Genomic DNA, 20,288 nt, shown 5'->3' with positions numbered 1-20,288 from the left:
GCCGTGGACTTCTTCTCCGCACAGGATCACGCACGTCGCATCAGCCGCTGGCTGGTGCTGTGGTTCGCGCTTGCGGTGCTCGGCGTCATCGGCACGGTGTATGTCACCGTCGCCTTGGCCATTTTCCATTTCACTGGTGAAGCGCTGGGCGAAGAATCGCCGTGGAATGTCCAACTGCTTGTGGTGGTGGTACTTGGCGTCGGCGGCCTGATTCTGGCGGGTTCGCTGTACAAATCGGTGGTTCTCGCTCGCCAGGGCGGTGCGCGCGTGGCGGAGGAACTCGGCGGGCGGCTGGTGGCGCGCTCCACTACGCATCCGCTGGAGCGCCGACTCATCAACGTAGTCGAAGAAATGGCCATCGCATCGGGCATTCCGGCGCCTCCCGTGTATGTGCTGGACGACGAAAACGGCATCAATGCCTTCGCTGCTGGCGCCAACCCGAACGAAGCCGTCGTGGCTGTCACCCGTGGCACGCTCGAACAACTCACGCGCGATGAGCTGCAAGGCGTGGTGGCGCACGAATTCAGTCATATCCTGAACGGTGACATGCGACTCAATCTGCGCCTGCTTGGCGTGCTGCACGGCATTTTGCTGCTCACCCTGGCCGGACGCACCTTGATGCGCGGCGCACGCGGTGGCGATCGCAACGCCGGGGCCATTGCCATCGGCGGCGCCATGCTGGTCGCTGCCGGCTATGTCGGCACCCTGTGCGGCAAGATGATCAAGGCGGGCGTATCGCGCCAGCGTGAGTTCCTCGCCGATGCCTCGGCCGTGCAATTCACGCGCAACCCGTTCGGCATCGCAGGCGCCCTCGCCCGCATCGAAGCCATTGGCTCGAACGTGCAGCACCCCCAGGCCGAAGAAGCCAGCCACATGTTCTTCGGCACCAGTGCGCGCTTTTCGAGGCTGCTCGCCACGCATCCTCCGCTGGACGAGCGCATACGGCGTATCGACCCGCTTTACCGTCCGCGCAAGCGTATGAAGGATCGGGCCGACGCCGTGCGCATGGCAGCCGACACCGGAAACGGATTGACCTCGTCTCTGGTCGGTGCGTCCGTCGGCACGGTAACGCCGCGAGACGTCGACAGCGGGCGCGCGCTGATCGAGGGTTTGCCGAGCAGTGTCATGGAACAAGTGCACACCGGCCATGGCGCGCGCATCGTTCTGTGCGCCCTGCTGCTGTCGAAAGATCCCGGCATTCGCGCACGCCAAATCACGCTCGTTAGCGAGCGTCTGGGCAGCGAATCGGGCGAAGCCAGCGCGCAGCAGTTCCCGACCATCAGCACGCTCGAGGCTGGCAAGCGGCTGCCGTTGCTGGATCTGGCGTTGCCGGCGCTGGGCGAATTACCCCGGCCGGAGCGCCGTGAATTGATTGCGCTGACCGACGAATTGATCCGTGCCGACGGACGCACTTCGCCGTTCGAGTACGTCGTCAGACGCTTGCTGCGTGCGGTGCTTCAACCCGAAGCTGGGAACCGACCGCGCCCGGCAAGCCCCGCGGAATTGCGCTCCGGTGCAGCCACCTTGCTGGCACTGCTTGCCCGCGCCGGCAGTGATGATGTGGCGACGGCGGCGGCAGCCTTCGATGCGGCGATCACGCGCACCGGCTTTGAAGGGCATTGGCGCTACGAAGAACACGCCAGTGGTTTCTCCAGCACCCAACTCGACGCCATTCTGGGAAGTCTGGCCGGCACGCACCCTCCGTTTCGCAGGCGGCTGGTGGAAGCGTGTGCAACGGCCGTGCTGCATGACGGGCGCGTGGCACCAGTCGAGCTCGAGCTGTTGCGAGCGGTTTGTCAGGCGCTTGATTGCCCCCTGCCCCTCAGCATCGGAAACGCCGAATAAAAAACCGCACCTGCCTGCGCAGAGTGCGGTTTTTGTCGATGGCATTCTATCTCAGCGTTTGAGGCTCAGTCCGCTTTGCGAGCCATAGAATGCAGCCAGATCACGCATGTCCTGCTTGCTCAGATTGGCGACCTGACCTGCCATGATCGGGTCTTCGCGGGTGCCTTGCTGATAGTCGAGCAAAGCCCGGTACAAGTATTCGGGAATCTGCCCCCCGATTTTCGGAAAATCGGGCACCGGGCTGTTGCCATCCGCGCCGTGACAGGCCGCACAGGTGGTGGAAAGCGTCTTGCCGCGGGCGGCGTCACCGGCGTGAGCCGACACGGAGAGAACGCACATCAGGGCCGCAAGGCAGGAAAGTCGGGCGAAAGTAGGCATCGTCTCACTTCTCCGGTTGGGCGAAATAGGCTGCGAGGTCAGCCATGTCCTGATCGCTCAGACTGCGTGCGATCGCCACCATGCTGGGATGGCTACGGGTGCCATCACGATAGGCCTGCAGCGCCTTGACGATGTATTGCGCATGCTGCCCGCCCAGCAAGGGCACCGGGTACACCTCCGGAAACGCCGTTCGGTAACCGGGGATGCCGTGACAGCCCTGGCACATCGAAAGCTTGTCTTTCGCGGCCTCGGCATTCCCCTCAACCGCGCCGGCAGAACCACACGCCAACGCAACTCCGACGGCAATCAATACGTGCTTCCCCACCATACGGCTCCCCCTCTCTCTTGCGGTTATGGTTCTAGGTAAAGCTTTATAATTTTTATGTATGAGCTTTTAAAAGCCCTTGATACGTCAGGATGATACGTCGCGTGCAAGAACGATTGCAAACCTTTGTTTTTTGTGTTCCGCGCTCATGGCTGATCTGCGCGGGGGACTCATGCACACGCGCTTTCAACCTGGCGCCGACCTGTTTTCCGAAGCTCTCCATCTCGGTGGCCTTGTGAGCGCACTCATCATGTTGAAGCGACTGATGCAGTTTTTCGGACGGCACTCACCGGCGGAGCCCGACAAAGGCATCGAAGAGCTCGATCGGCACGCCCCGCTCAACAAGCCGCATGGTCCGGGCGCCGAAGATGCTCCGCGAACGACCGCGCTGTTGTGCCGCGAGGCATTGCTCGGTCGGGATCAGCGCATTGCGGGTTATCGCTTCGTATTGCGCGAGAGCACACGAAACCGCATTCGCAGCAGCAGTCGCATCGTTCACCACGTGTATGCGGAAGTGCTCACCGGCAGTCTGGTACAAGCAGACGTGCCGCGCTTGCTGGGTCACCGCTCGGCCGTCGTGTCTTTACCCGACAGCTTTCTCGAGCACGACAGCGTGCAGCAACTTCCAGCCTCGAAAACCGTGCTGGTGCTGGATCACATTGCCAGTGACCCCATGTACGAACCGGATGCGTTGCTGCCGCGCCTGCGCACCTTGCGCCTAGCCGGTTATCGCATCGGCCTGAACGCTTGCCGAGTTGAAGATGTTCCGCCGTTCCTGCGCAGCGAGACGGATCTGATCGTCATCGACAGCCAACGCAGCGAGCCCGACAGAGTCCGACATCTGTTCGCCACCCTCAAAAACCAGCACCCACAGATCAGCGTGCTGGTGCTGAACGTGGATAGCCTCGACGACTTCCGGTTCTTTCATGCGCAGGGAGCAAGCTGGTTCCACGGCCCGTTCATCACGCGGCGAGAGGACTGGAAGGCCCGGCAGATCGATGCCGAGAGCGGCAATGCACGGAAGTTGCTTGATGCCCTTCGCGGCGACGCCGCCAACGAGCACATCGTCACGCTTCTGAAGCAATCCCCGTCGATTGCCCTTCAGATGCTGCGCTATGTCAACTCGGCAGTGCACGCTTCGGGGCAGCCGGTGCGCAGCATCGAGGATGCACTGCAGCACGTGGGCCGGAGCCGCCTCACCCGCTGGGTGATGATGGCCTTGCTGGCACGCGAGGCCGGAGGCGGTCGGGCGGCTGCGGCGCTCGAGGCGGCATTGATACGCGCCCGCATGATGGAGTTGCTGGGCAAGAGCCGGGACGCTGACGGCGAGGCCTTGTTCATCGTCGGCTTGTTGTCGTTGATCGATGTGGTGATGCAGACCGACCTGCGCAGCGCGCTGGATGCGCTCGCGGTCGATGGGGACATGCGCCGCGCCGTGTTGGATGGCAGCGGCCCGCATGCACCGCTGCTTGATCTCGCAATCGCCTGGGAAGAAGGCCGCAACGACCGAATCGGCGCCCTCGCTGCGGCCTGCGGAGTCAGCGCCGAAGCCGCTGCGGAGGCTTACATGCAGGCCTTGTGGTGGGCGCTCGACGTCAATCCGTGATCACTCTGTAAATGGCAAGGGTTGCATGCCGAAGCCGTCGTCCATGGCCTTGATCTGACGCAGCAATACGTCGAGGTCTGTCTGCAGGCGCGAGAGGTCTTCGCCTTCGAGCGAACGCAAGGCCTCCTGCAGCACGCCGCGTGCGGGCGACGGCGCCTGCGCAAGCAGGTCGAAGCCCTTGTCGGTCAGATACAGGCGCACCACGCGTTGATCGGCAGAAGTACGCTCCTTGCGCACCAGCCCGGCCGTTTCCAGGCGGTCGATCATGTTCGATGCGGTCGATTGGTGCAGCGCCATCATGTTTGCCAGCTCGCCCACGCGCAGACCTGCGCGGTCTGCCAGTTCCTGCATGGCCCACAGTTGTGCGCCGGTGACACCGCTCTGGCGTTCGATCCACTGCGAATGACGTTGCGCCGTGCGAATCAGCACGCGAAAACGCTGCAAAACCGACAGCGGCGTAACCGCGGCCGGCACCTGGGAATCAGACGGGGCGCTCGTGGCGGCGCTCTTGCGTGGCATGAATGACACTCCAGACAGTAAATCGGGCGGGAAAAGCAGCCGGCGCATTGCGCCGTGAAGCATGTCGCGTATCGTAACGCTTAAGCTGCCCCCGCGCATCGAAGCCGCATCCAAGCGCATACGCCGGAACACCCGTCGAGATGAAACAGCTCCGCATCACATCCACCCGTGCGTGGCGCCACTTCAGGCGCGGCGGCTTACGCTATGCGATGCCCTGGCTGTCGCTGCACCGTTGGCGACAACGCCTGCTCCTCGTGTCAGGCGCCTTGTTTGCCGGCCTGATCTGTATCCTGTTTGCCATCGGCGCCGAAGTCGCCATTGCGGTACATCGCGAAGTGATGACCGCCTCTCCGTGGCTGAGCCTGATCATTGCCCCTGCCGGCTTCGCCCTTCTGGTGTGGATAGCGCGCACTTTCATTCCCGGTACCTTGGGCAGCGGCATTCCTCAGGCCATCGCCGCATCGCTCACCGACAACCGCGGCATTCGCCGCAAACTGCTGTCGATCCGCATCGCCATCGCCAAGGTGTTTCTGACGCTGGGCGCCCTGCTGTGTGGCGCCTCGGTGGGCCGCGAAGGGCCGTCGGTGCAGATCGGCGCGTCGATCATGCATTCCTTGTACGGACGTCGGCGCAAGAACCGCATCGCGTCGAGCCGCGACCTGATCGTGGCTGGCAGCGGCGCCGGTGTTGCGGCGGCGTTCAACACGCCACTCGGCGGGATCATGTTCGCCATCGAGGAGATGTGTCGCTACCGCGCTTTCCAGGCGAACAACACCACGCTGACCAGCGTCATCTTTGCCGGCCTGATGTCGGTGGCGGTGCTGGGCGGCTACACCTATTTCGGCAGCACGCCTGCCACCCTGCAGTGGCCGGACGGCGTGTGGCCGATCATTCTGTGTGGCACCTTCGGCGGGCTCTTCGGCGGGCTCTTCAGCCGGGTGCTGATTGCCTCCTCACGGGGTCTGCCCGGAGGTCTTGGTCAATTCGCTGCTGGCCGCCCGATCCTGTTTGCCGCGGGCTGCGGGCTGGCCACGGCATTGGTGGGCCTTGCCACGGGCGGCCTCACCTACGGAACGGGCTACGACGAGACCAAGGCCGCGCTGGAAGGTGAAGCTTCGTTGCCGATGTACTTCCTGCTCGCCAAGATGTTCGTGATTTGGCTGGTGTTCGTCAGCCGTATCCCCGGCGGCATTTTCGCGCCGGCCGTGGCCGTGGGTGCTGGCCTGGGGGCCAACGTGGCGTGGTTTCTGCCGCCCGAGCAGGCGTCGGCCATCCTCGCGCTGGGCATGGTGGCGTTTCTGGCCGCGATGACCCAGACGCCGATCACGTCCTTCGTGATCGTCATGGAAATGACGGCCAATCACCACATGCTGCTGCCCTTGATGGCCACCTCGGTGATTGCCCACGCGATTGCGCGCACCGTCTCGCCAGTGCCGCTGTATCAGGCGCTGGCCTATCCGCTGCTGCGGCGCACCGAAGACGAAGTGCAGCGCGAACACCCGCCGCCGCCCACACCACCGGCACCGATCCCGGAAGACCCCGTGCCGCTCACATCCTCGCAGACGCCGCCGGACGCTTCGCCACCAATAGCCGGAAGCGAGCCGCCCCACAAATGAAATGGCCGCACATCCTCCGATGTGCGGCCATTTCATTCAGTGCTTTAGGCTCAGTTCGCGCTCATTGCAAGCATCAGCTGGTTGATGCGCTTCACGAAGCTTGCCGGATCGTCCAGCGTCCCACCCTCGGCGAGCAAGGCCTGATCGAACAACACGGCCGCCCAGTCATCGAAGCTGGCCTCCTCATGGCGCAGGCGCAGTACCGCCGGGTGGGCGGGGTTGATCTCGAGAATAGGCCTGGACGCAGGTGCGCTCTGGCCAGCCGATTTCAGGATACGCGCAAGGTTCATGCTGACGTCGTTCTCGTCGGCGACGAGGCACGCCGGCGAGTCGGTAAGGCGGTGCGTCACACGCACTTCCTTCACGCGCTCACCAAGGCTGCCTTGCATCTTCTCGAGCAAGTCCTTGAATTCATCGGCGGCTTTCTCGGCTTCCTTCTTCTCTTCCTCGTTCTCCAGTTCGCCCAAGTCCAGGCCGCCTTTGGCGACTGAAACCAGCGGCTTGCCGTCGAATTCGGTGAGGTTACCGGTCACCCACTCATCCACACGGTCGGACAACAACAGCACTTCGATGCCCTTCTTGCGGAAGATTTCCAGGTGCGGGCTGTTCTTGGCGGCGTTGAAGCTCTCGGCGGTGACGTAGTAGATCTTGTCTTGCCCTTCTTTCATGCGGGCGATGTAGTCGGCGAGCGAAACGACCTCTTCGGCGTTGTCTGCATGCGTGGACGCAAAGCGCAGCAGGCCGGCGATCTTCTCTTTGTTGGCGAAGTCTTCGCCCACACCCTCTTTCAGGACCTTGCCGAATTCCTTCCAGAAGCCGGCGTACTTCTCCTTGTCCGATGCTTCGTCGCTGGTGGCAAGGTCTTCGAGCAGGCTCAGCACGCGCTTTGTGCTGCCGGCGCGGATGGTGTCGATGTCCTTGCTCTCTTGCAGGATCTCGCGCGACACGTTGAGCGGCAGGTCGGAGGAATCCACCACCCCGCGCACGAAACGCAGATAGGTCGGCAGCAGCTTTTCAGCGTCATCCATGATGAACACGCGTTTGACGTAAAGCTTCACGCCATGGCTGGCGTTGCGATCCCACAGGTCGAACGGCGCGTGCTTGGGCACGTACAGCAACTGCGTGTACTCGTGACGCCCTTCGACGCGGTTGTGCGTCCACGCCAGCGGCTCGTCGTAGTCGTGGCCGACGTGCTTGTAGAAGGCCTTGTAGTCGTCGTCGCTGATGTCGCTCTTGGAGCGTGCCCACAGCGCGCTGGCCTGATTGACCGTTTCGTCTTCGTCGGTGACGACCTGCTCGCCCTTCTCCTGATTCCACTCTTCCTTCTTCATCACGATCGGCTGGACGATGTGATCGGAATACTTGCGGATGAGGCTGCGCAACTGCCAGCCCGACAGCAGGTCGTCCTGGTCTTCGCGCAGGTGCAGCGTGATGGTGGTGCCGCGGGCGGGCTTGTCGATCTGCTCGGTGGTGTACTCGCCGGCATTCTCACCGGTCATCGAGCACTCCCAGCGCACACCGGCATCGGCCGGCAGGCCGGCGCGGCGCGTGTCTACGGTGACCTTGTCGGCCACGATGAAAGCCGAGTAGAAACCCACGCCGAACTGGCCGATGAGGTTGGCGTCCTTCTGACGGTCGCCGGTGAGCTTGCCGAAGAACTCCTTGGTGCCCGACTTTGCGATGGTGCCCAGGTGCGCCACCACTTCTTCGGCGCTCATGCCGATACCGTTGTCAGTCACGCTGATGGTGCGTGCGGCTTTGTCGTAGGCAATGCGGATCTTCAGCTCGGCGTCATCCTCGAACAACGCGCCGTTGTCGAGCCCTTCGAAACGCAGCTTGTCGCAGGCGTCCGAAGCATTCGAGATCAGCTCACGCAGGAAGATCTCGCGGTTGGAATACAGCGAATGGATCATGAGGTGAAGCAGCTGCTTCACCTCGGCCTGGAAGGCATGGGTTTGCGCGGTGGCGGTCTGGGACATCCCTGCGACTCCGGTTGTTGATTGACCGGGTCGATATGGGCGCTGCGCCACCGATTTCAAGCCCTAGACGTAACGCACCTCGAGAACTTCGATTTCACGCACCCCGGCCGGGCTCATGAAACGCACCACGTCGCCCTCGCGCGCCTTGAGCAGCGCCCGCGACAACGGCGCTATCCAGCTGATGCGGCCGTTACCCGCATCGGCCTCATCCACGCCGACGATCTGCCAGGTCTGCTCGTTGCCGCCGGCCACGTCCTCGATGGTAACCGTGGCGCCGAAGAACACCTGGTCATTGCCTGCCTGCATCTCGGGGTCGACGACTTCGGCGTTTTCCACGCGCTTGATCAGGAAGCGGATGCGCCGGTCGATCTCGCGCAGGCGCTTCTTGCCGTAGATGTAGTCCCCGTTTTCGGAGCGGTCGCCGTTGCCGGCCGCCCATGCGACGATTTCCACAAGCTTGGGGCGCTCACGCTTGACGAGCTCTTCGAGCTCCGCGCGGAGTGCGTCGTAGCCGCGACGGGTGACGTAATTCTTGCTGCCTGGGGGGAGGCGCACGGCAGCGGGAACGTCCTGATCGTCCTCGTCGCCGTCGCCTTCTTTGGTGAATGCCTTGCTCATGCCCTGCTGCTGGGTGATGAATGGGGCATCAATGATAGATCGCGTTCTGCGTCATCAGCGCACCATAGTGGCCGATAAAGGATTCGAGCGTGTCAGGGTCGGCCGACTCTGCCCACTCCTCAAGTTCGATACGGAAGCGCTGCGCCGCTTCGTCGCGTATCAGTACGCCTTTGCCGACACGCTTGTCGATGACCTCGACAGCATCGATTGCAGGGTAATCGACCACATACAGTTCAGGGCTGTTGCACACGATACGCATCATCTTCGTACTCCTTTCGCCGTGGTCAGAGGGGTACTACTGCCTTGCTTGCCTTGCTACAGATGGTTCCTCCCGCACAGATTTCAAGCCCACCGCGCAAGACTGACAAGCGTGTTGTCATCCGCATGGCGCACGCCTACCATAGCAGCCATCAAGGCCAGCCGGATCAACGCAGCATGAGCGAGCCAGAATCAGAAGAACTCGACGTACTGCGTGTTCAGCTTGAAACGTTGCGCGATGAACATCGCGATCTCGACGCCGCGATAATGCGGCTGAGCGAGACTCCGGTGGACGATGTGCTGCTGATACGGCGCCTCAAGAAAAGAAAGCTCGCATTGAAGGACCGCATCACGGCCTTCGAACGCATCGTCGAACCAGGCGACCTCGCCTGAGCGTACGCCGAGCCCGGTAAGGTAGAAGAACACAAAAAACAAAAATGGTTCGACGCCAACAGGAGGGGAGAGATGTCGCAAAACGGCAATGCGTCCGAAGGGGATGAGGGCCTGCCTTTTCCACGCCCACGCAACATACCCGCCACCGCACCGCTTCGCTGGATCGCGCGCGGCTTCGGCGACCTGAAAAGCTGTCCGGTTCCGAGCCTGTTCTACGGCTTCTGTTTTGCCGGCATGGGCTTGCTGATGACCCTGGTGTTCGAGCACGCGTATGAGTACGCGATGGCGGTCACCTCAGGCTTCTTGCTGCTCGGACCGTTCCTGGCAATGGGGCTGTACGAGATCAGCCGTCGTCACGAGCGCAACGAGGGCTGCGCCCTGCTGCCCACACTGGTGGTGTGGAAGCGCAACGCCGGCAACATCGGCATGTTCGCGGTGGTACTGGGCATCGTCTTCATCGTCTGGGCGCGCGCATCTTTGGTCATCTTCGCGCTGTTCTATACAGGTGAGATGCCGAACCTCACGGGCTTCCTCAAACAGCTTCTGGTCGCCGAGAACCTGCAGTTCCTGCTGGTCTATACCGGTATCGGGCTGATTTTCGCCACCGTGGCCTTCGCCTTCAGCGTCACTTCACTTCCGCTGATGCTCGATCGCAATCAGGATGCCATCTCGTCGATGCTGGGCAGCGTCGGGGCCTTGCTGATGAACCCGATGGCCATGATCGTGTGGGCTGCGATCATCGTCAGCTTTGCGCTGGTAGGCTTCCTGACCTTCCATCTTGGGCTGGTCGTACTGATGCCCATCGTCGGCCACGCCACCTGGCATGCCTATCGCGACTTGATCGAGCCGCTCGACAGTCCGCCACTGCCAGCCTGAAGGGCAATTCCGGGGACTGGCGGCTGATGGTCGGAGGCGATGGTTGCCGAGGCCTCCAGCAGTCGTTTCGGAGGCGGGCCAACGCTTGCACACGCGGGGCCCGAGGAGGCTCACTCGGGCCCCGCCACAGTGGTGACTTCCTTTGTCCGCCGAGATGCACACCCTCACCGGTCCAAACGTACGCGACAGCCACAGCTTCGTCCCATTGAATGTTCCAACGGATGCTGCGCATGATGTAGCCTCACCCGCCTCATTCATCCGGCGCACTCTGTAACGAGCACATCACCCAATGGCGCACCACCACGAACATCTGCACAGCCACGGCCACCTCCATCACGATCACGCGCATCATCACGGTCGGAACACTTCCGCAAAGGTGCTCACCTTCGCGCTGCTGCTGACCTTGGGCTTTGCCGCAGTGGAAGCCTTGGCGGGCTGGTGGTCGGGTTCGCTGGCCTTGCTGTCCGACGCAGGCCACATGGTTACGGACAGTATGGCGCTGGCTCTGGCCGCGGCCGCGGCTCGCTTGTCCGGCCTGCCTGCAAGCGAAACCCATAGTTACGGCCTGCGCCGTATCGAAACGCTGGCGGGTTTCATCAACGGGCTGACGATGCTCGCCGTGGTGGGCCTCATCGTATGGCATGCAGTGGACCGGCTCGCCAACCCGCAACCGATTCAAGGCATTGCCGTAATGATCGTGGCGGCCATCGGGCTGCTGATCAACATTGTCGTAGCCTGGTTGCTGTCGCGCGGTGAGTCCACGCTCAACACGCGCGCAGCGCTGTTGCACGTGATGGGTGATCTGCTGGGGTCGGTGGCTGCGCTGAGCGCGGGCATCGTCATCTACGTGACCGGCTGGACGCCGATTGACGCCCTGCTTTCCGTGCTGATCTGCGGCTTGATCCTGGCCGCCACCGTCCGGCTGCTGCGGCAGGCGGTGCATGCCCTGCTCGACGGCGTTCCCGGCCATCTTTCGCTGAGCGAGGTGGGCAACAGCATGGCGGCTGTCGAGGGCGTGACATCTGTGCATGATCTGCACATCTGGAGCCTCGACTCCCGCGAAGTTGCGTTGTCCGCGCATGTTGTCCTGCTGCGCAATGATCAGTGGCCCGAAGTGCTCGCACGGCTGCAGGCATTGCTGCGTGAGCGCTTCGAGATCGGTCACGTCACTTTGCAGCCGGAGATGCCCCCACGGCAGGTCATCCGCTTTACGCCACCCGCGAAGTCGGGCGATTGAGGAAGCGTTGCGCTGCCGACACACCTCGGAACATCTTTCTGCAAATTTTTCTTCCGGCAGCGGAGGTTGGGCGGGGAACCGAAATCTGCTCGGATCACCTTGAATTTGCTGCCTTCCTGACTGATTTGCACCGAAAACGAGCTACTAGATATAGTTGCAACCCACTCTGGTGCATACCGATAAAAACCGTAAGTTGCTGTTTTATTAAGTTTTTAATTTTTTGCAGAATCCGCATTCACGGGCTATGCTTCGCACTGTCCCGCAAAAAACATGGAGCCCTCCCGAAATCATGAGCGCCAAGAACTCCGCCCCCACCGCAATCCGTGCCGACGCCAGCACCCTGAAAGAACAGGAAATCTGCGCCGAGGTACTGGTTGAGAAGTACGCCAAGAATGGCGAAGCCAGCATCGCCGAGGTTCGTGCCCGCGTGGCGCGCGCCCTTGCCGCGGTCGAGAAGGAAGACAAGCGCGCTCACTGGGAAGCCAAGTTTCTCGAAGCTCAGGAAAACGGCTTCGTGCCGGCCGGGCGCATCAACAGTGCAGCGGGCACCAAGCTCGCAGCCACGTTGATCAACTGCTTTGTGCAGCCGGTTGGTGACTCCGTCACCGAAAGCGTGGATGACCGCCCGGGCATCTACACCGCGCTGGCGCAAGCCGCTGAAACCATGCGCCGCGGTGGCGGTGTGGGCTATGACTTCTCCTCCATCCGCCCGAAAGGCGCGATGGTCAAGGGCACGCAGTCCAACGCCTCCGGCCCCGTGTCGTACATGCGTGTGTTCGACCGCTCGTGCGAAACCGTGGAGTCCGCGGGTGCCCGTCGTGGCGCGCAGATGGGCGTACTGCGTTGCGACCACCCGGATATCGAAGACTTCATCCACGCCAAGGACCACGGCGACCTCACCAATTTCAACATCTCGCTGGGCGTCACCGACCCGTTCATGAAGGCGGTCGAGAAGGACACCGACGTCGAGCTGGTGCACAAAGCCGAGCCGACCGCCGAGTTGCGCGAAGAAGGCGCCTATCAGCGCGACGACGGCATGTGGGTGTACCGCAAGGTGCGTGCACGCGACCTGTGGGACCAGGTCATGCGCTCGACCTACGACCACGCCGAGCCTGGCATCCTGTTCCTGGACCGCATGAACCAGGACAACAACCTGTATTACTGCGAGACCATTGAGGCCACCAACCCGTGCGCCGAACAGCCGCTGCCGCCGTACGGCTGCTGCTGCCTGGGCTCGATCAACCTCACCCCGTTCGTGAAGAACCCGTTCACCGACAAGGCCAGCTTCGATTTCGAAGCCTTCGGCAAAGTCGTGGATGTTTCCACGCGCATGCTCGACAACGTGCTCGAAGCTACCCATTGGCCGCTCGAAGAACAGCACCGTGAAGCGCAGAACAAACGCCGCGTGGGCCTCGGCTTCACCGGCCTGGGTGACGCGCTGATCATGCTGTGCCTGCGCTACGACACGCCTGAAGCCTGCGCCATGGCAACCAAGATCGCCGAGTACATGCGCAACCGTGCCTATCTGGCTTCGGTCGAACTGGCCGTCGAGCGTGGCCCCTTCCCGCTGTTCAATTCCGACATGTACCTGTCGGGCGGCAACTTCGCTTCGCGCCTGCCGGCCGACGTCAAAGACAAGATCCGCAAGCACGGCATCCGCAACTCGCACCTGCTGTCGATCGCGCCCACCGGCACGATCTCGCTGGCCTTTGCCGACAACGCCTCCAACGGTATCGAGCCGCCCTTCTCCTACACCTACACGCGCCGCAAGCGCATGGCTGACGGCACCTTCAAGGAATACGCAGTCGAAGACTACGCATGGCGCCTTTACAAGCATGGCGGCGGTGACGTCACCAAGCTGCCGCCCTACTTCGTCACCGCACTCGAAATCTCGGCCGAAGCGCACAAGAACATCGTCGCAGCCGTCGCGCCCTACGTGGATACATCGATCTCCAAGACGGTGAACGTGCCGGCCGACTACCCCTACGCCGACTTCGAAGACCTCTACATGAGCGCCTGGAAAGCCGGCCTCAAGGGTCTGGCCACCTACCGCCCGAACAGCGTGCTGGGCTCGGTGCTGTCGGTCACCCCGACCGAAGAGCAGAAACAGCCGCAGGACGTCGAAATCACCGATGCCAACCGCCGGCTGTCGATCAAGAGCCTGCCGGCGCCGGTGCTGTCCAGCCTGCGCTGGCCCGGCCGCCCCGACATGCCGGACGGCAACATGGCCTGGACCTACATGCTCAACAGCCCGCAGGGCGAGTTCGCGCTGTTCGTCGGCCACATCGAGCGTGACGCCGAAGGCAACTTCACCAACGACGCCAAGGGGGTGGATTCCTTCCCGTTCGAAGTGTGGGTGAACGGCGCTGACCAGCCGCGCGGCCTCGGCGCAGTCGCCAAAACGCTGTCGATGGACATGCGTGCCAACGACCGTGGCTGGCTCAAGCTCAAGCTCGAAACGCTGGCTCAGACCATCGGAGAGAAATCCTTCGAGATGCCCTTCCCGCCGCACGGCGAGAAGAAAATGTTCCCCGGCGTGGTGTCAGCCTTTGCGCAGGTCGTGCGCTACCGCTGCGAGAGGCTCAAGGCGCTCGATGGCGACGCCCCGACGCCGGTGCTCGACACCCTGTTCAGCCTGCAGGAGCCGAAAACCGGCACCGACGGCACGCTGTCCTGGACGGTCGACATCAGCAACCCCGCCACCGGCGAAGACTTCGTGCTGGGCCTGAAGGAAATCACGCTGCCCGACGGCGTCACCCGCCCGTACTCGGTATGGCTGTCCGGCAACTACCCGCGCGCCCTCGATGGCCTGACCCGCATCCTCGCCCTCGACATGCGCGTGATGGATCCGGCCTGGATCGGCATGAAGCTGCGCAAGCTCTTGAGCTATCCGGAACCGCTGGGTGACTTCATGGCCTTCGTGCCGGGCACGCGCCGTCAGCAGAACTTCCCGAGCACCGTGGCCTACATGGCCCGCCTGATCATCCACCGTTACGCCATGCTCGGCGTGCTCAACGAGGAAGGCTTCCCGACGCGCGAAATGGGCATTCTGGAAGCCCCGCACAAGGGCAGCGACCCCGAAGTGATGCAAGGTGGCCTGTGCAGCGAGTGCGGCAACCACTCGGTGATCCGTAAGGATGGCTGCGACTTCTGCACGGCGTGCGGCGCTGTAGGCACCTGCGGCTGATCTTCCGCCGCACGGCCTCACAAGGCAAGGCGCTGAAAGGCGCACTCCCCCGTGGAGTGCGCCTTTTTTACTTTGTTCTGATTTGCTCAAGCGAACTCGACACTCCAGATGTCCATTTCTGCCATCACTGATGAGCTTTGGCCTGACATCCTGCGTATTCAGCGCGAGGTATACAGCGCCATCGAACCCGAGTCACTTGAGGTGATGCGCAGCAAGTGGCTGCATTCGCCTGAGTTCTGCTTTGTGTATCGCGATGCGGAGCATGGCGTAGCGGCGTATCTGCTCGCGCATGCGTGGCATTCGCGCCAGCCGCCCAAATTGCACTGCGCTCTCCCGCCGGGCAGCGGTGGTGACGTGCTCTTCGTGCATGACCTGTCGATCTCGCGGAAGCTCGCGGGCCGTGGGGTGGGCCGCAGGATGGTGCAGCAGGTTCTTGAGCGGGCCATCGCCAAAGGCAAACGCGAGGCCTTGTTGGTATCCGTTCAAGCCTCCGGGGGTTTCTGGTCAAGGATGGGTTTTGTGGCGAGCCCGCAAGCAACGGACATCGCCTACGGAAACAAGGCCAGTGTCATGAGTATGGAGTTGCCCGACCGAGCAGATTGAAATTCATTCACGGCGCTTGACTTGCAGCTTGTCGATGCCCGAATGCAGGACTTTGACCACAATTCCACGCCGTTAGTCAGATCACGCTATTGGATGACCCTGGGGCATAGTAGGCTGAGCGCAAAACGCTCATGCGCCTCCTCCGATGCCCAGTCGATTCACTGTTCGCCACGTTCTGCTCAGTGCATGCCTTGCTCTGGGGGCGGCATTCAATGCGACGGCTGCTGCACCCGAAAACGCTCCCTTGCAGCCCGTGCGCGTGCAGTTCAAATGGACGCATCAGTTTCAATTCGCCGGTTACTACGCTGCGGTACATCAAGGCTTCTATCGCGACGCCGGCTTCGACGTCAGCTTGCTCGAGTATCACCCCGGTGCGGCACCGGTCGAACAGTTGATCGGAGGGCGGGCCGAATATGCGGTGGCGGATTCAGGCGTGCTGCTCTACCGTTCGACCGGCGTGCCGCTGGTGGCTCTGGCAGCCATCTTTCAGCAATCCCCAAACGTCCTGCTGGCCACCGAAGCTTCGGGCATTCGCGAACTGACCGACCTGCGCGGCAAGCGCGTGATGCTGTTGGGCGGCTATCTGAATGCCGAACTGATGTCGATGCTGGAGGCCGTGGGCCTGCGTGGCGAAGACTTCACCCTGATGCCGGCCGACCCCGACGTGCGCGCCCTGATGTATGGCCGCACCGACGCCTACAACGCCTACACCACCAACGAGCCGTATCGACTAGAGCTTGAAGGTATTGCCTACCGCAAGTTCGCTCCCAGCGACTACGGCGTGGACTTCTACGGCGACATCCTGATCACCACCGAGAGTTTGCTCAAATCAGACCCGGAAGGCGTGCGACACTTTCGGGAGGCAACCCTCAAAGGGTGGCGGTATGCCGTGGAGCACCCGGAGGCAGTCGTCGATGTGATTCTTGCGCACTACAACACGCAAGCACGCTCGCGCGAACATTTGCTGTTCGAGGCGCGGGAGGCAATACGCCTGATCCTGCCCAACGTGGTGCCGATCGGCTACATGAATGAAGAGCGCTGGAAGCGCATCGAGGCGACCTTCCGGTCGCGTGGGCAAACCACCCAAGCGGTGGACATGCGCGGCTTTCTGTATCGCCCGGACGAGACGCCCCGCTTTCTCGATGCGGTACGCCGCTACCGCCTCGAGATCACCGCCACGCTGGCCGCCATCATCGCCTTGCTGTTGATGACGCACATCCTGCGGCTGCGCGCGCAGGTTCGTTCGCGCACGTTCGAACTGGAGAATGCGCGCCAGCGGGCCGAAGCCGAGGCGCGCACCGACGCCCTCACCGGCCTGCCCAATCGGCGCTATTTTCACGAAGCGCTGCGGCGCGATCTGGCGCGCGCCGAGCGCGAAGATGTGCCTTTAGCGCTGCTGGCCATTGACGTCGATCATTTCAAAACCGTCAATGACCGCTTCGGCCACCCCGCCGGGGACGAAGCCCTGCGTCGAACCGCCACCACGCTCCTCGCCCACGTGCGTGGCAGCGACATCGCTGCACGCATCGGCGGCGAGGAATTCGCCCTGGCCTGCCTCAACACCCATCCCGAGAACGCTCGCCAACTCGCCGAACGTCTGCGCCAGGCGATCGAAGACATGTGCATCGAATATGAAGGCGTGTGCTTCTCGATCACGGCCAGTATCGGCCTTGCCTATTTCCAGCCCGGTGAAGACATGGAAGCCTTGTCACGCAAGGCAGACCAGATGCTCTACGACGCCAAGGCCGGCGGGCGCAACAAGGTGTGCGAGTGGCCGGAAGTCAGCCCCACACACCTGGATATGCGCTGACCCTTCTGCCTCTTCCGGCACGCATCACAGCGGCCACATCCACAACAGCATCGGCACACCCACGGCGATCACGATGGCATCCATCGGCAGCCCCATGCGCCAGTAGTCCCCGAAACGAAAGCCGCCGGGCCCCAGGATCAAGGTGTTGTTCTGATGGCCGATGGGCGTCAGAAATGCGCAGGACGCCCCGATCGCCACTGCCATCAAGAAGGTGTCGGGATTCACCCCCAGTTGCGTCGAAGCCCCCAGCGCAATCGGCGCCATCACCGCGGCCGTGGCGGCGTTGTTCATGAGGTCGGTCAGTACGATGGTGGTGACGAGAATCACCACCAGACCGATCACGGCATCCCCGCGCGCGAGGCCATCGAGCAACACGCGCGCGATGAGGTCGGCCGCCCCGGTGCTCTGCATGGCGCCGGCTACGGGCAGCAACGCGCCCAGAAGCACCACGACGGGCCAATCCACCGCTTCATAGGCCTTGCTGGGCGAGACGGTGCGGAATGCCATGGTCGCCAGCACGCCACCCGCAAAGGCCACTGCCGCAGGCATCCAGCCGATCGCAGCGACCATCACCGCCGCCAGCATGATGACCGATGAGATGATGGCCTTGCGCCGGTCCGGGATACGCAATTCGCGGTTGGCCAGCGGCACGCAGCCGAAATCCCCAGCAAACTCGGCAATGGTCTCCGGCGCGCCCTGCATCAGAAGCACATCGCTCTGGCGCAGGCTCATACTGCGCAGCCGCGCACGCGAACTGCGCCCGTCGCGCGAAACGGCCAGCAGATTGATGCCGTAGCGAGAGCGCAACTGGATGTCGCTTGCGCTGCGCCCGATCAGATTCGACTCCTGACGCACTACCAGCTCTGACAGCACGACCTCCTCGCTGCGCGCAGGCTCCTCTTTCTCGGCTTTCTCTTCGTTCTCCTGCTTGACACGCCCTTGCGCTGCCTGGTCTTCGAGCTTGGCTTCCGAGTCTTCGTCGCCACCTTCCTCTTCCGGCTCGACCGCTTCCTCAAGCGTGAGTCCGAGCCGCGACAAGGCATCGGCCAGACCTTCGGCTTCCGCCTCGATGATCAGGATGTCATCGGCGCGCACCATGCGCGTGCCGCTCGGCGCGGTCAGACGCACCTCGTTGCGGATCAGGCCGACAATCTGAGCATCCGCCGCATCCAGCTCCGCTTCGACTTCGCTCAGGCGCATGCCGTCGGCTTTGCTGCCCTCGGGCACGCGCGCTTCGGTGAAGTATTTACCGGTGTCGAAGCCATCTGCGCCGGCGCGTTCGCGACTCGGCACCAGGCGCCAGCCGAGCAAGGCAATGAAGGCTACACCCAGCAAGGTCAGCGGCACGCCGACCAGCGCAAAGTCGAACATGCTGAAACCGCTCATGTCCGGCTGATTGGCACGAAATCCCGACACGATGAGGTTTGGCGGCGTGCCGATCAGCGTCGTCGTGCCGCCCAGAATCGATGCGAACGCCAGCGGCATCAGCAGCTTGCCCGGCGGCAGCTCCAGACGCGCGGCGATCTGAATGGCCACCGGCATCAGCAAAGCCAGTGCGCCGACGTTGTTCATAAACGCCGACAGCACCGCCGCCAACAAGGCCAGGGCGGCAATGCTGAAGGTCGGTCCGGCCCCTACCGGCAAGACTCGCCGCGTCAGCGCATCCACCGCGCCGGAAACCTGCAAGGCCCGGCTCAGTACCAGCACGCAGGCAACCGTCACGACGGCCGGGTGTCCGAAACCTTCGAAGGCCGCCGCCGGAGCAACCAGCCCGCCGACGACGCAGGCCAGCAAGGCTGCCACGGCGACCATGTCATGGCGCCAGCGCCCCCACAGAAACATGCCGACGGTGGCAACGAGAATGGCCAGAATCAGAGTCTGGTCGGCGGTCATGTAGCGCACTCCGGAATTGTGAATGTCGCCACAGTAGCGCCACTCACCGACTGTGTGGTGGTTTGCCGTAGCATTGCGGCAACACGAGGGATTGCATGAACATGGAACACCGAATCGAGAACATCGAAACCAAGCTGATGGCCGCCGAGGACCAGATCGACGAATTGAACCGGACCGTCTGGCGCCAGCAGCAGGAGCTTGATTTGTTGCGCGAGCACATTCGCCAGCTCGCGCAGCAGATCAAGGCCGTTCAACCCTCCGGCCCGTCACGCCCGGAGGACGAGATTCCGCCGCACTGGTAGGCGGCCGGCAAGGAGGCGTCATGCAGTCGATTATCTTAATCACCGGTGGCGGACGCGGCATTGGCGCTGCCACGGCACGGCTTGCCGCACGACACGGCTACGTGGTGTGCGTGAATTACCGACATGATGAAGCCGCCGCCAACGAGGTCGTGACGCAGATCGAGAAAGCCGGCGGTTGCGCCGTTGCGATGCGTGCCGACGTGTCGCGCGAGGACGAAGTCGTGACGCTGTTCAAGCAGATCGACGCCTTGCCCGGACGCCTCAGCGCACTCGTGAACAATGCCGGCATGCTGGAACGCCAATGCCGCGTGGAAGACCTGACGGCCGAGCGCCTGCAACGCATTCTTTCAACTAACGTGGTCGGCCCGGTGCTGTGCGCGCGCGAAGCGATTCGCCGCATGTCCACACGGCACGGCGGCCATGGCGGCGCCATCGTGAATGTGTCGTCTATGGCTTCGCGCCTTGGCGCGCCCGGCGAGTACGTTGACTACGCTGCCAGCAAAGGTGCCATCGATACGCTTACGCTCGGGCTGTCGCGCGAGGTAGCCGCCGAGGGCATCCGCGTGAATGCCGTGCGCCCCGGCGTGATCCATACCGACATTCATGCCAGTGGTGGCGAGCCGGGCCGAGTGGACCGCATCGGCCCCACATTGCCGATGGGCCGTGGCGGCACGCCGGAAGAGGTTGCCAATGCAATCGTCTGGCTGCTGTCCGACGAGGCCTCGTATACCACCGGCAGCTTCATCGAACTGGCCGGAGGTCGCTGAAACTGCGCCCGCACAAGCACGTATCGCTTGTAAAGAGGGGCATGCGAACCGGAACGCCCATCGCGCTCCGCCTTCC

18 protein-coding genes are annotated in these 20,288 nt (G+C 62.9%); 11 read left to right on the top strand and 7 right to left on the bottom strand.

Going from position 1 to position 20,288, the window contains the following annotated elements:
• Positions 1–3 precede the first annotated feature (3 nt).
• Positions 4–1,845: a M48 family metallopeptidase gene (locus AC6H0W_RS10425; RefSeq protein WP_497577089.1), complete on the top strand. Its 1,842-nt coding sequence runs from the start codon at positions 4–6 to the stop codon at positions 1,843–1,845.
• Between the two features lie 51 nt (positions 1,846–1,896).
• Here AC6H0W_RS10425 and AC6H0W_RS10420 read toward each other — a convergent pair whose 3' ends face one another.
• Together AC6H0W_RS10420 and AC6H0W_RS10415 are read right to left on the bottom strand one after the other, a co-directional pair.
• The gene (locus AC6H0W_RS10420; protein ID WP_497577088.1) at positions 1,897–2,184 is read right to left on the bottom strand and encodes a c-type cytochrome; all 288 of its coding nucleotides are present in this window, start codon (positions 2,182–2,184) and stop codon (positions 1,897–1,899) included.
• A gap of 43 nt (positions 2,185–2,227) precedes the next feature.
• Positions 2,228–2,551: a c-type cytochrome gene (locus tag AC6H0W_RS10415; RefSeq protein WP_497577087.1), complete on the bottom strand. Its 324-nt coding sequence runs from the start codon at positions 2,549–2,551 to the stop codon at positions 2,228–2,230.
• Positions 2,552–2,798: 247 nt separating this feature from the next.
• Here AC6H0W_RS10415 and AC6H0W_RS10410 point away from each other — a divergent pair, with 247 nt between their 5' ends.
• On the top strand, positions 2,799–4,154 hold the full coding sequence (locus AC6H0W_RS10410) for an EAL and HDOD domain-containing protein (protein WP_497577086.1): 1,356 nt from the start codon (positions 2,799–2,801) through the stop codon (positions 4,152–4,154).
• Here AC6H0W_RS10410 and AC6H0W_RS10405 read toward each other — a convergent pair whose 3' ends face one another.
• Positions 4,155–4,673 (bottom strand): MarR family winged helix-turn-helix transcriptional regulator, encoded by a 519-nt coding sequence (locus tag AC6H0W_RS10405; RefSeq protein WP_497577085.1) that lies wholly within the window; start codon positions 4,671–4,673, stop codon positions 4,155–4,157.
• Between the two features lie 140 nt (positions 4,674–4,813).
• Here AC6H0W_RS10405 and AC6H0W_RS10400 point away from each other — a divergent pair, with 140 nt between their 5' ends.
• A complete protein-coding gene (locus AC6H0W_RS10400) occupies positions 4,814–6,289 on the top strand; it encodes a chloride channel protein (protein WP_497577084.1) in 1,476 nt (491 codons plus the stop codon).
• 50 nt (positions 6,290–6,339) lie between these two features.
• Here the strand turns inward: AC6H0W_RS10400 and htpG are convergent, their stop codons facing one another.
• The 3 genes from htpG to AC6H0W_RS10385 form a co-directional block, all read right to left on the bottom strand.
• Entirely contained in the window at positions 6,340–8,268 is a 1,929-nt protein-coding gene (gene htpG, locus AC6H0W_RS10395) for a molecular chaperone HtpG (protein ID WP_497577083.1), read from the bottom strand.
• 63 nt (positions 8,269–8,331) lie between these two features.
• Positions 8,332–8,886 (bottom strand): transcription elongation factor GreB, encoded by a 555-nt coding sequence (gene greB / locus AC6H0W_RS10390; protein WP_497577082.1) that lies wholly within the window; start codon positions 8,884–8,886, stop codon positions 8,332–8,334.
• A gap of 28 nt (positions 8,887–8,914) precedes the next feature.
• The gene (locus tag AC6H0W_RS10385) at positions 8,915–9,148 is read right to left on the bottom strand and encodes a DUF3567 family protein (RefSeq protein WP_497577081.1); all 234 of its coding nucleotides are present in this window, start codon (positions 9,146–9,148) and stop codon (positions 8,915–8,917) included.
• 41 nt (positions 9,149–9,189) lie between these two features.
• On the opposite strand from AC6H0W_RS10385, the gene AC6H0W_RS10380 reads away from it, so the two are divergent.
• From AC6H0W_RS10380 to AC6H0W_RS10355, 6 genes are all read left to right on the top strand, one after another.
• Positions 9,190–9,537 carry a YdcH family protein gene (locus AC6H0W_RS10380; RefSeq protein ID WP_497577080.1) on the top strand — a complete coding sequence of 116 codons (348 nt, stop codon included), beginning with the start codon at positions 9,190–9,192 and terminating at the stop codon, positions 9,535–9,537.
• A 72-nt stretch (positions 9,538–9,609) separates the two neighbouring features.
• The gene (locus tag AC6H0W_RS10375; protein WP_497577079.1) at positions 9,610–10,413 is read left to right on the top strand and encodes a DUF2189 domain-containing protein; all 804 of its coding nucleotides are present in this window, start codon (positions 9,610–9,612) and stop codon (positions 10,411–10,413) included.
• Positions 10,414–10,789: 376 nt separating this feature from the next.
• Entirely contained in the window at positions 10,790–11,650 is an 861-nt protein-coding gene (locus AC6H0W_RS10370) for a cation diffusion facilitator family transporter (protein WP_497577078.1), read from the top strand.
• 289 nt (positions 11,651–11,939) lie between these two features.
• On the top strand, positions 11,940–14,837 hold the full coding sequence (locus AC6H0W_RS10365; RefSeq protein WP_497577077.1) for an adenosylcobalamin-dependent ribonucleoside-diphosphate reductase: 2,898 nt from the start codon (positions 11,940–11,942) through the stop codon (positions 14,835–14,837).
• A 108-nt stretch (positions 14,838–14,945) separates the two neighbouring features.
• The gene (locus AC6H0W_RS10360) at positions 14,946–15,440 is read left to right on the top strand and encodes a GNAT family N-acetyltransferase (RefSeq protein ID WP_497577076.1); all 495 of its coding nucleotides are present in this window, start codon (positions 14,946–14,948) and stop codon (positions 15,438–15,440) included.
• A 259-nt stretch (positions 15,441–15,699) separates the two neighbouring features.
• Positions 15,700–17,250, top strand: a complete 1,551-nt coding sequence (locus tag AC6H0W_RS10355; protein WP_497577075.1) for an ABC transporter substrate-binding protein — start codon at positions 15,700–15,702, stop codon at positions 17,248–17,250.
• A gap of 24 nt (positions 17,251–17,274) precedes the next feature.
• On the opposite strand, the gene AC6H0W_RS10350 is transcribed toward AC6H0W_RS10355, so the two are convergent.
• A complete protein-coding gene (locus AC6H0W_RS10350) occupies positions 17,275–19,143 on the bottom strand; it encodes an SLC13 family permease (protein ID WP_497577074.1) in 1,869 nt (622 codons plus the stop codon).
• Between the two features lie 101 nt (positions 19,144–19,244).
• Between AC6H0W_RS10350 and AC6H0W_RS10345 the strand changes: the two genes are divergently transcribed.
• Together AC6H0W_RS10345 and AC6H0W_RS10340 are read left to right on the top strand one after the other, a co-directional pair.
• On the top strand, positions 19,245–19,445 hold the full coding sequence (locus AC6H0W_RS10345; RefSeq protein WP_497577073.1) for a SlyX family protein: 201 nt from the start codon (positions 19,245–19,247) through the stop codon (positions 19,443–19,445).
• Positions 19,446–19,465: 20 nt separating this feature from the next.
• Positions 19,466–20,212, top strand: coding sequence for an SDR family oxidoreductase (locus AC6H0W_RS10340; RefSeq protein ID WP_497577072.1), 747 nt, complete (start codon positions 19,466–19,468; stop codon positions 20,210–20,212).
• Positions 20,213–20,288 lie beyond the last annotated feature (76 nt).

This window comes from Pseudazoarcus sp. NS20 (assembly GCF_059703745.1).
Note: the sequence above shows the minus strand (reverse complement) of the source record. Positions and strands in the feature narration are given on the sequence as shown.

Coding starts and splice junctions, on each gene's coding strand:
- AC6H0W_RS10360 (WP_497577076.1), top strand. CDS start 14,946: ATGTCCATTTCTGCCATCACTGATGAGCTTTGGCCTGACATCCTGCGT.
- AC6H0W_RS10375 (WP_497577079.1), top strand. CDS start 9,610: ATGTCGCAAAACGGCAATGCGTCCGAAGGGGATGAGGGCCTGCCTTTT.
- AC6H0W_RS10405 (WP_497577085.1), bottom strand. CDS start 4,673: ATGCCACGCAAGAGCGCCGCCACGAGCGCCCCGTCTGATTCCCAGGTG.
- greB (WP_497577082.1), bottom strand. CDS start 8,886: ATGAGCAAGGCATTCACCAAAGAAGGCGACGGCGACGAGGACGATCAG.
- AC6H0W_RS10400 (WP_497577084.1), top strand. CDS start 4,814: ATGAAACAGCTCCGCATCACATCCACCCGTGCGTGGCGCCACTTCAGG.
- AC6H0W_RS10340 (WP_497577072.1), top strand. CDS start 19,466: ATGCAGTCGATTATCTTAATCACCGGTGGCGGACGCGGCATTGGCGCT.
- AC6H0W_RS10410 (WP_497577086.1), top strand. CDS start 2,799: ATGTTGAAGCGACTGATGCAGTTTTTCGGACGGCACTCACCGGCGGAG.
- AC6H0W_RS10350 (WP_497577074.1), bottom strand. CDS start 19,143: ATGACCGCCGACCAGACTCTGATTCTGGCCATTCTCGTTGCCACCGTC.
- AC6H0W_RS10415 (WP_497577087.1), bottom strand. CDS start 2,551: ATGGTGGGGAAGCACGTATTGATTGCCGTCGGAGTTGCGTTGGCGTGT.
- AC6H0W_RS10365 (WP_497577077.1), top strand. CDS start 11,940: ATGAGCGCCAAGAACTCCGCCCCCACCGCAATCCGTGCCGACGCCAGC.
- AC6H0W_RS10345 (WP_497577073.1), top strand. CDS start 19,245: ATGGAACACCGAATCGAGAACATCGAAACCAAGCTGATGGCCGCCGAG.
- AC6H0W_RS10385 (WP_497577081.1), bottom strand. CDS start 9,148: ATGATGCGTATCGTGTGCAACAGCCCTGAACTGTATGTGGTCGATTAC.
- AC6H0W_RS10420 (WP_497577088.1), bottom strand. CDS start 2,184: ATGTGCGTTCTCTCCGTGTCGGCTCACGCCGGTGACGCCGCCCGCGGC.
- htpG (WP_497577083.1), bottom strand. CDS start 8,268: ATGTCCCAGACCGCCACCGCGCAAACCCATGCCTTCCAGGCCGAGGTG.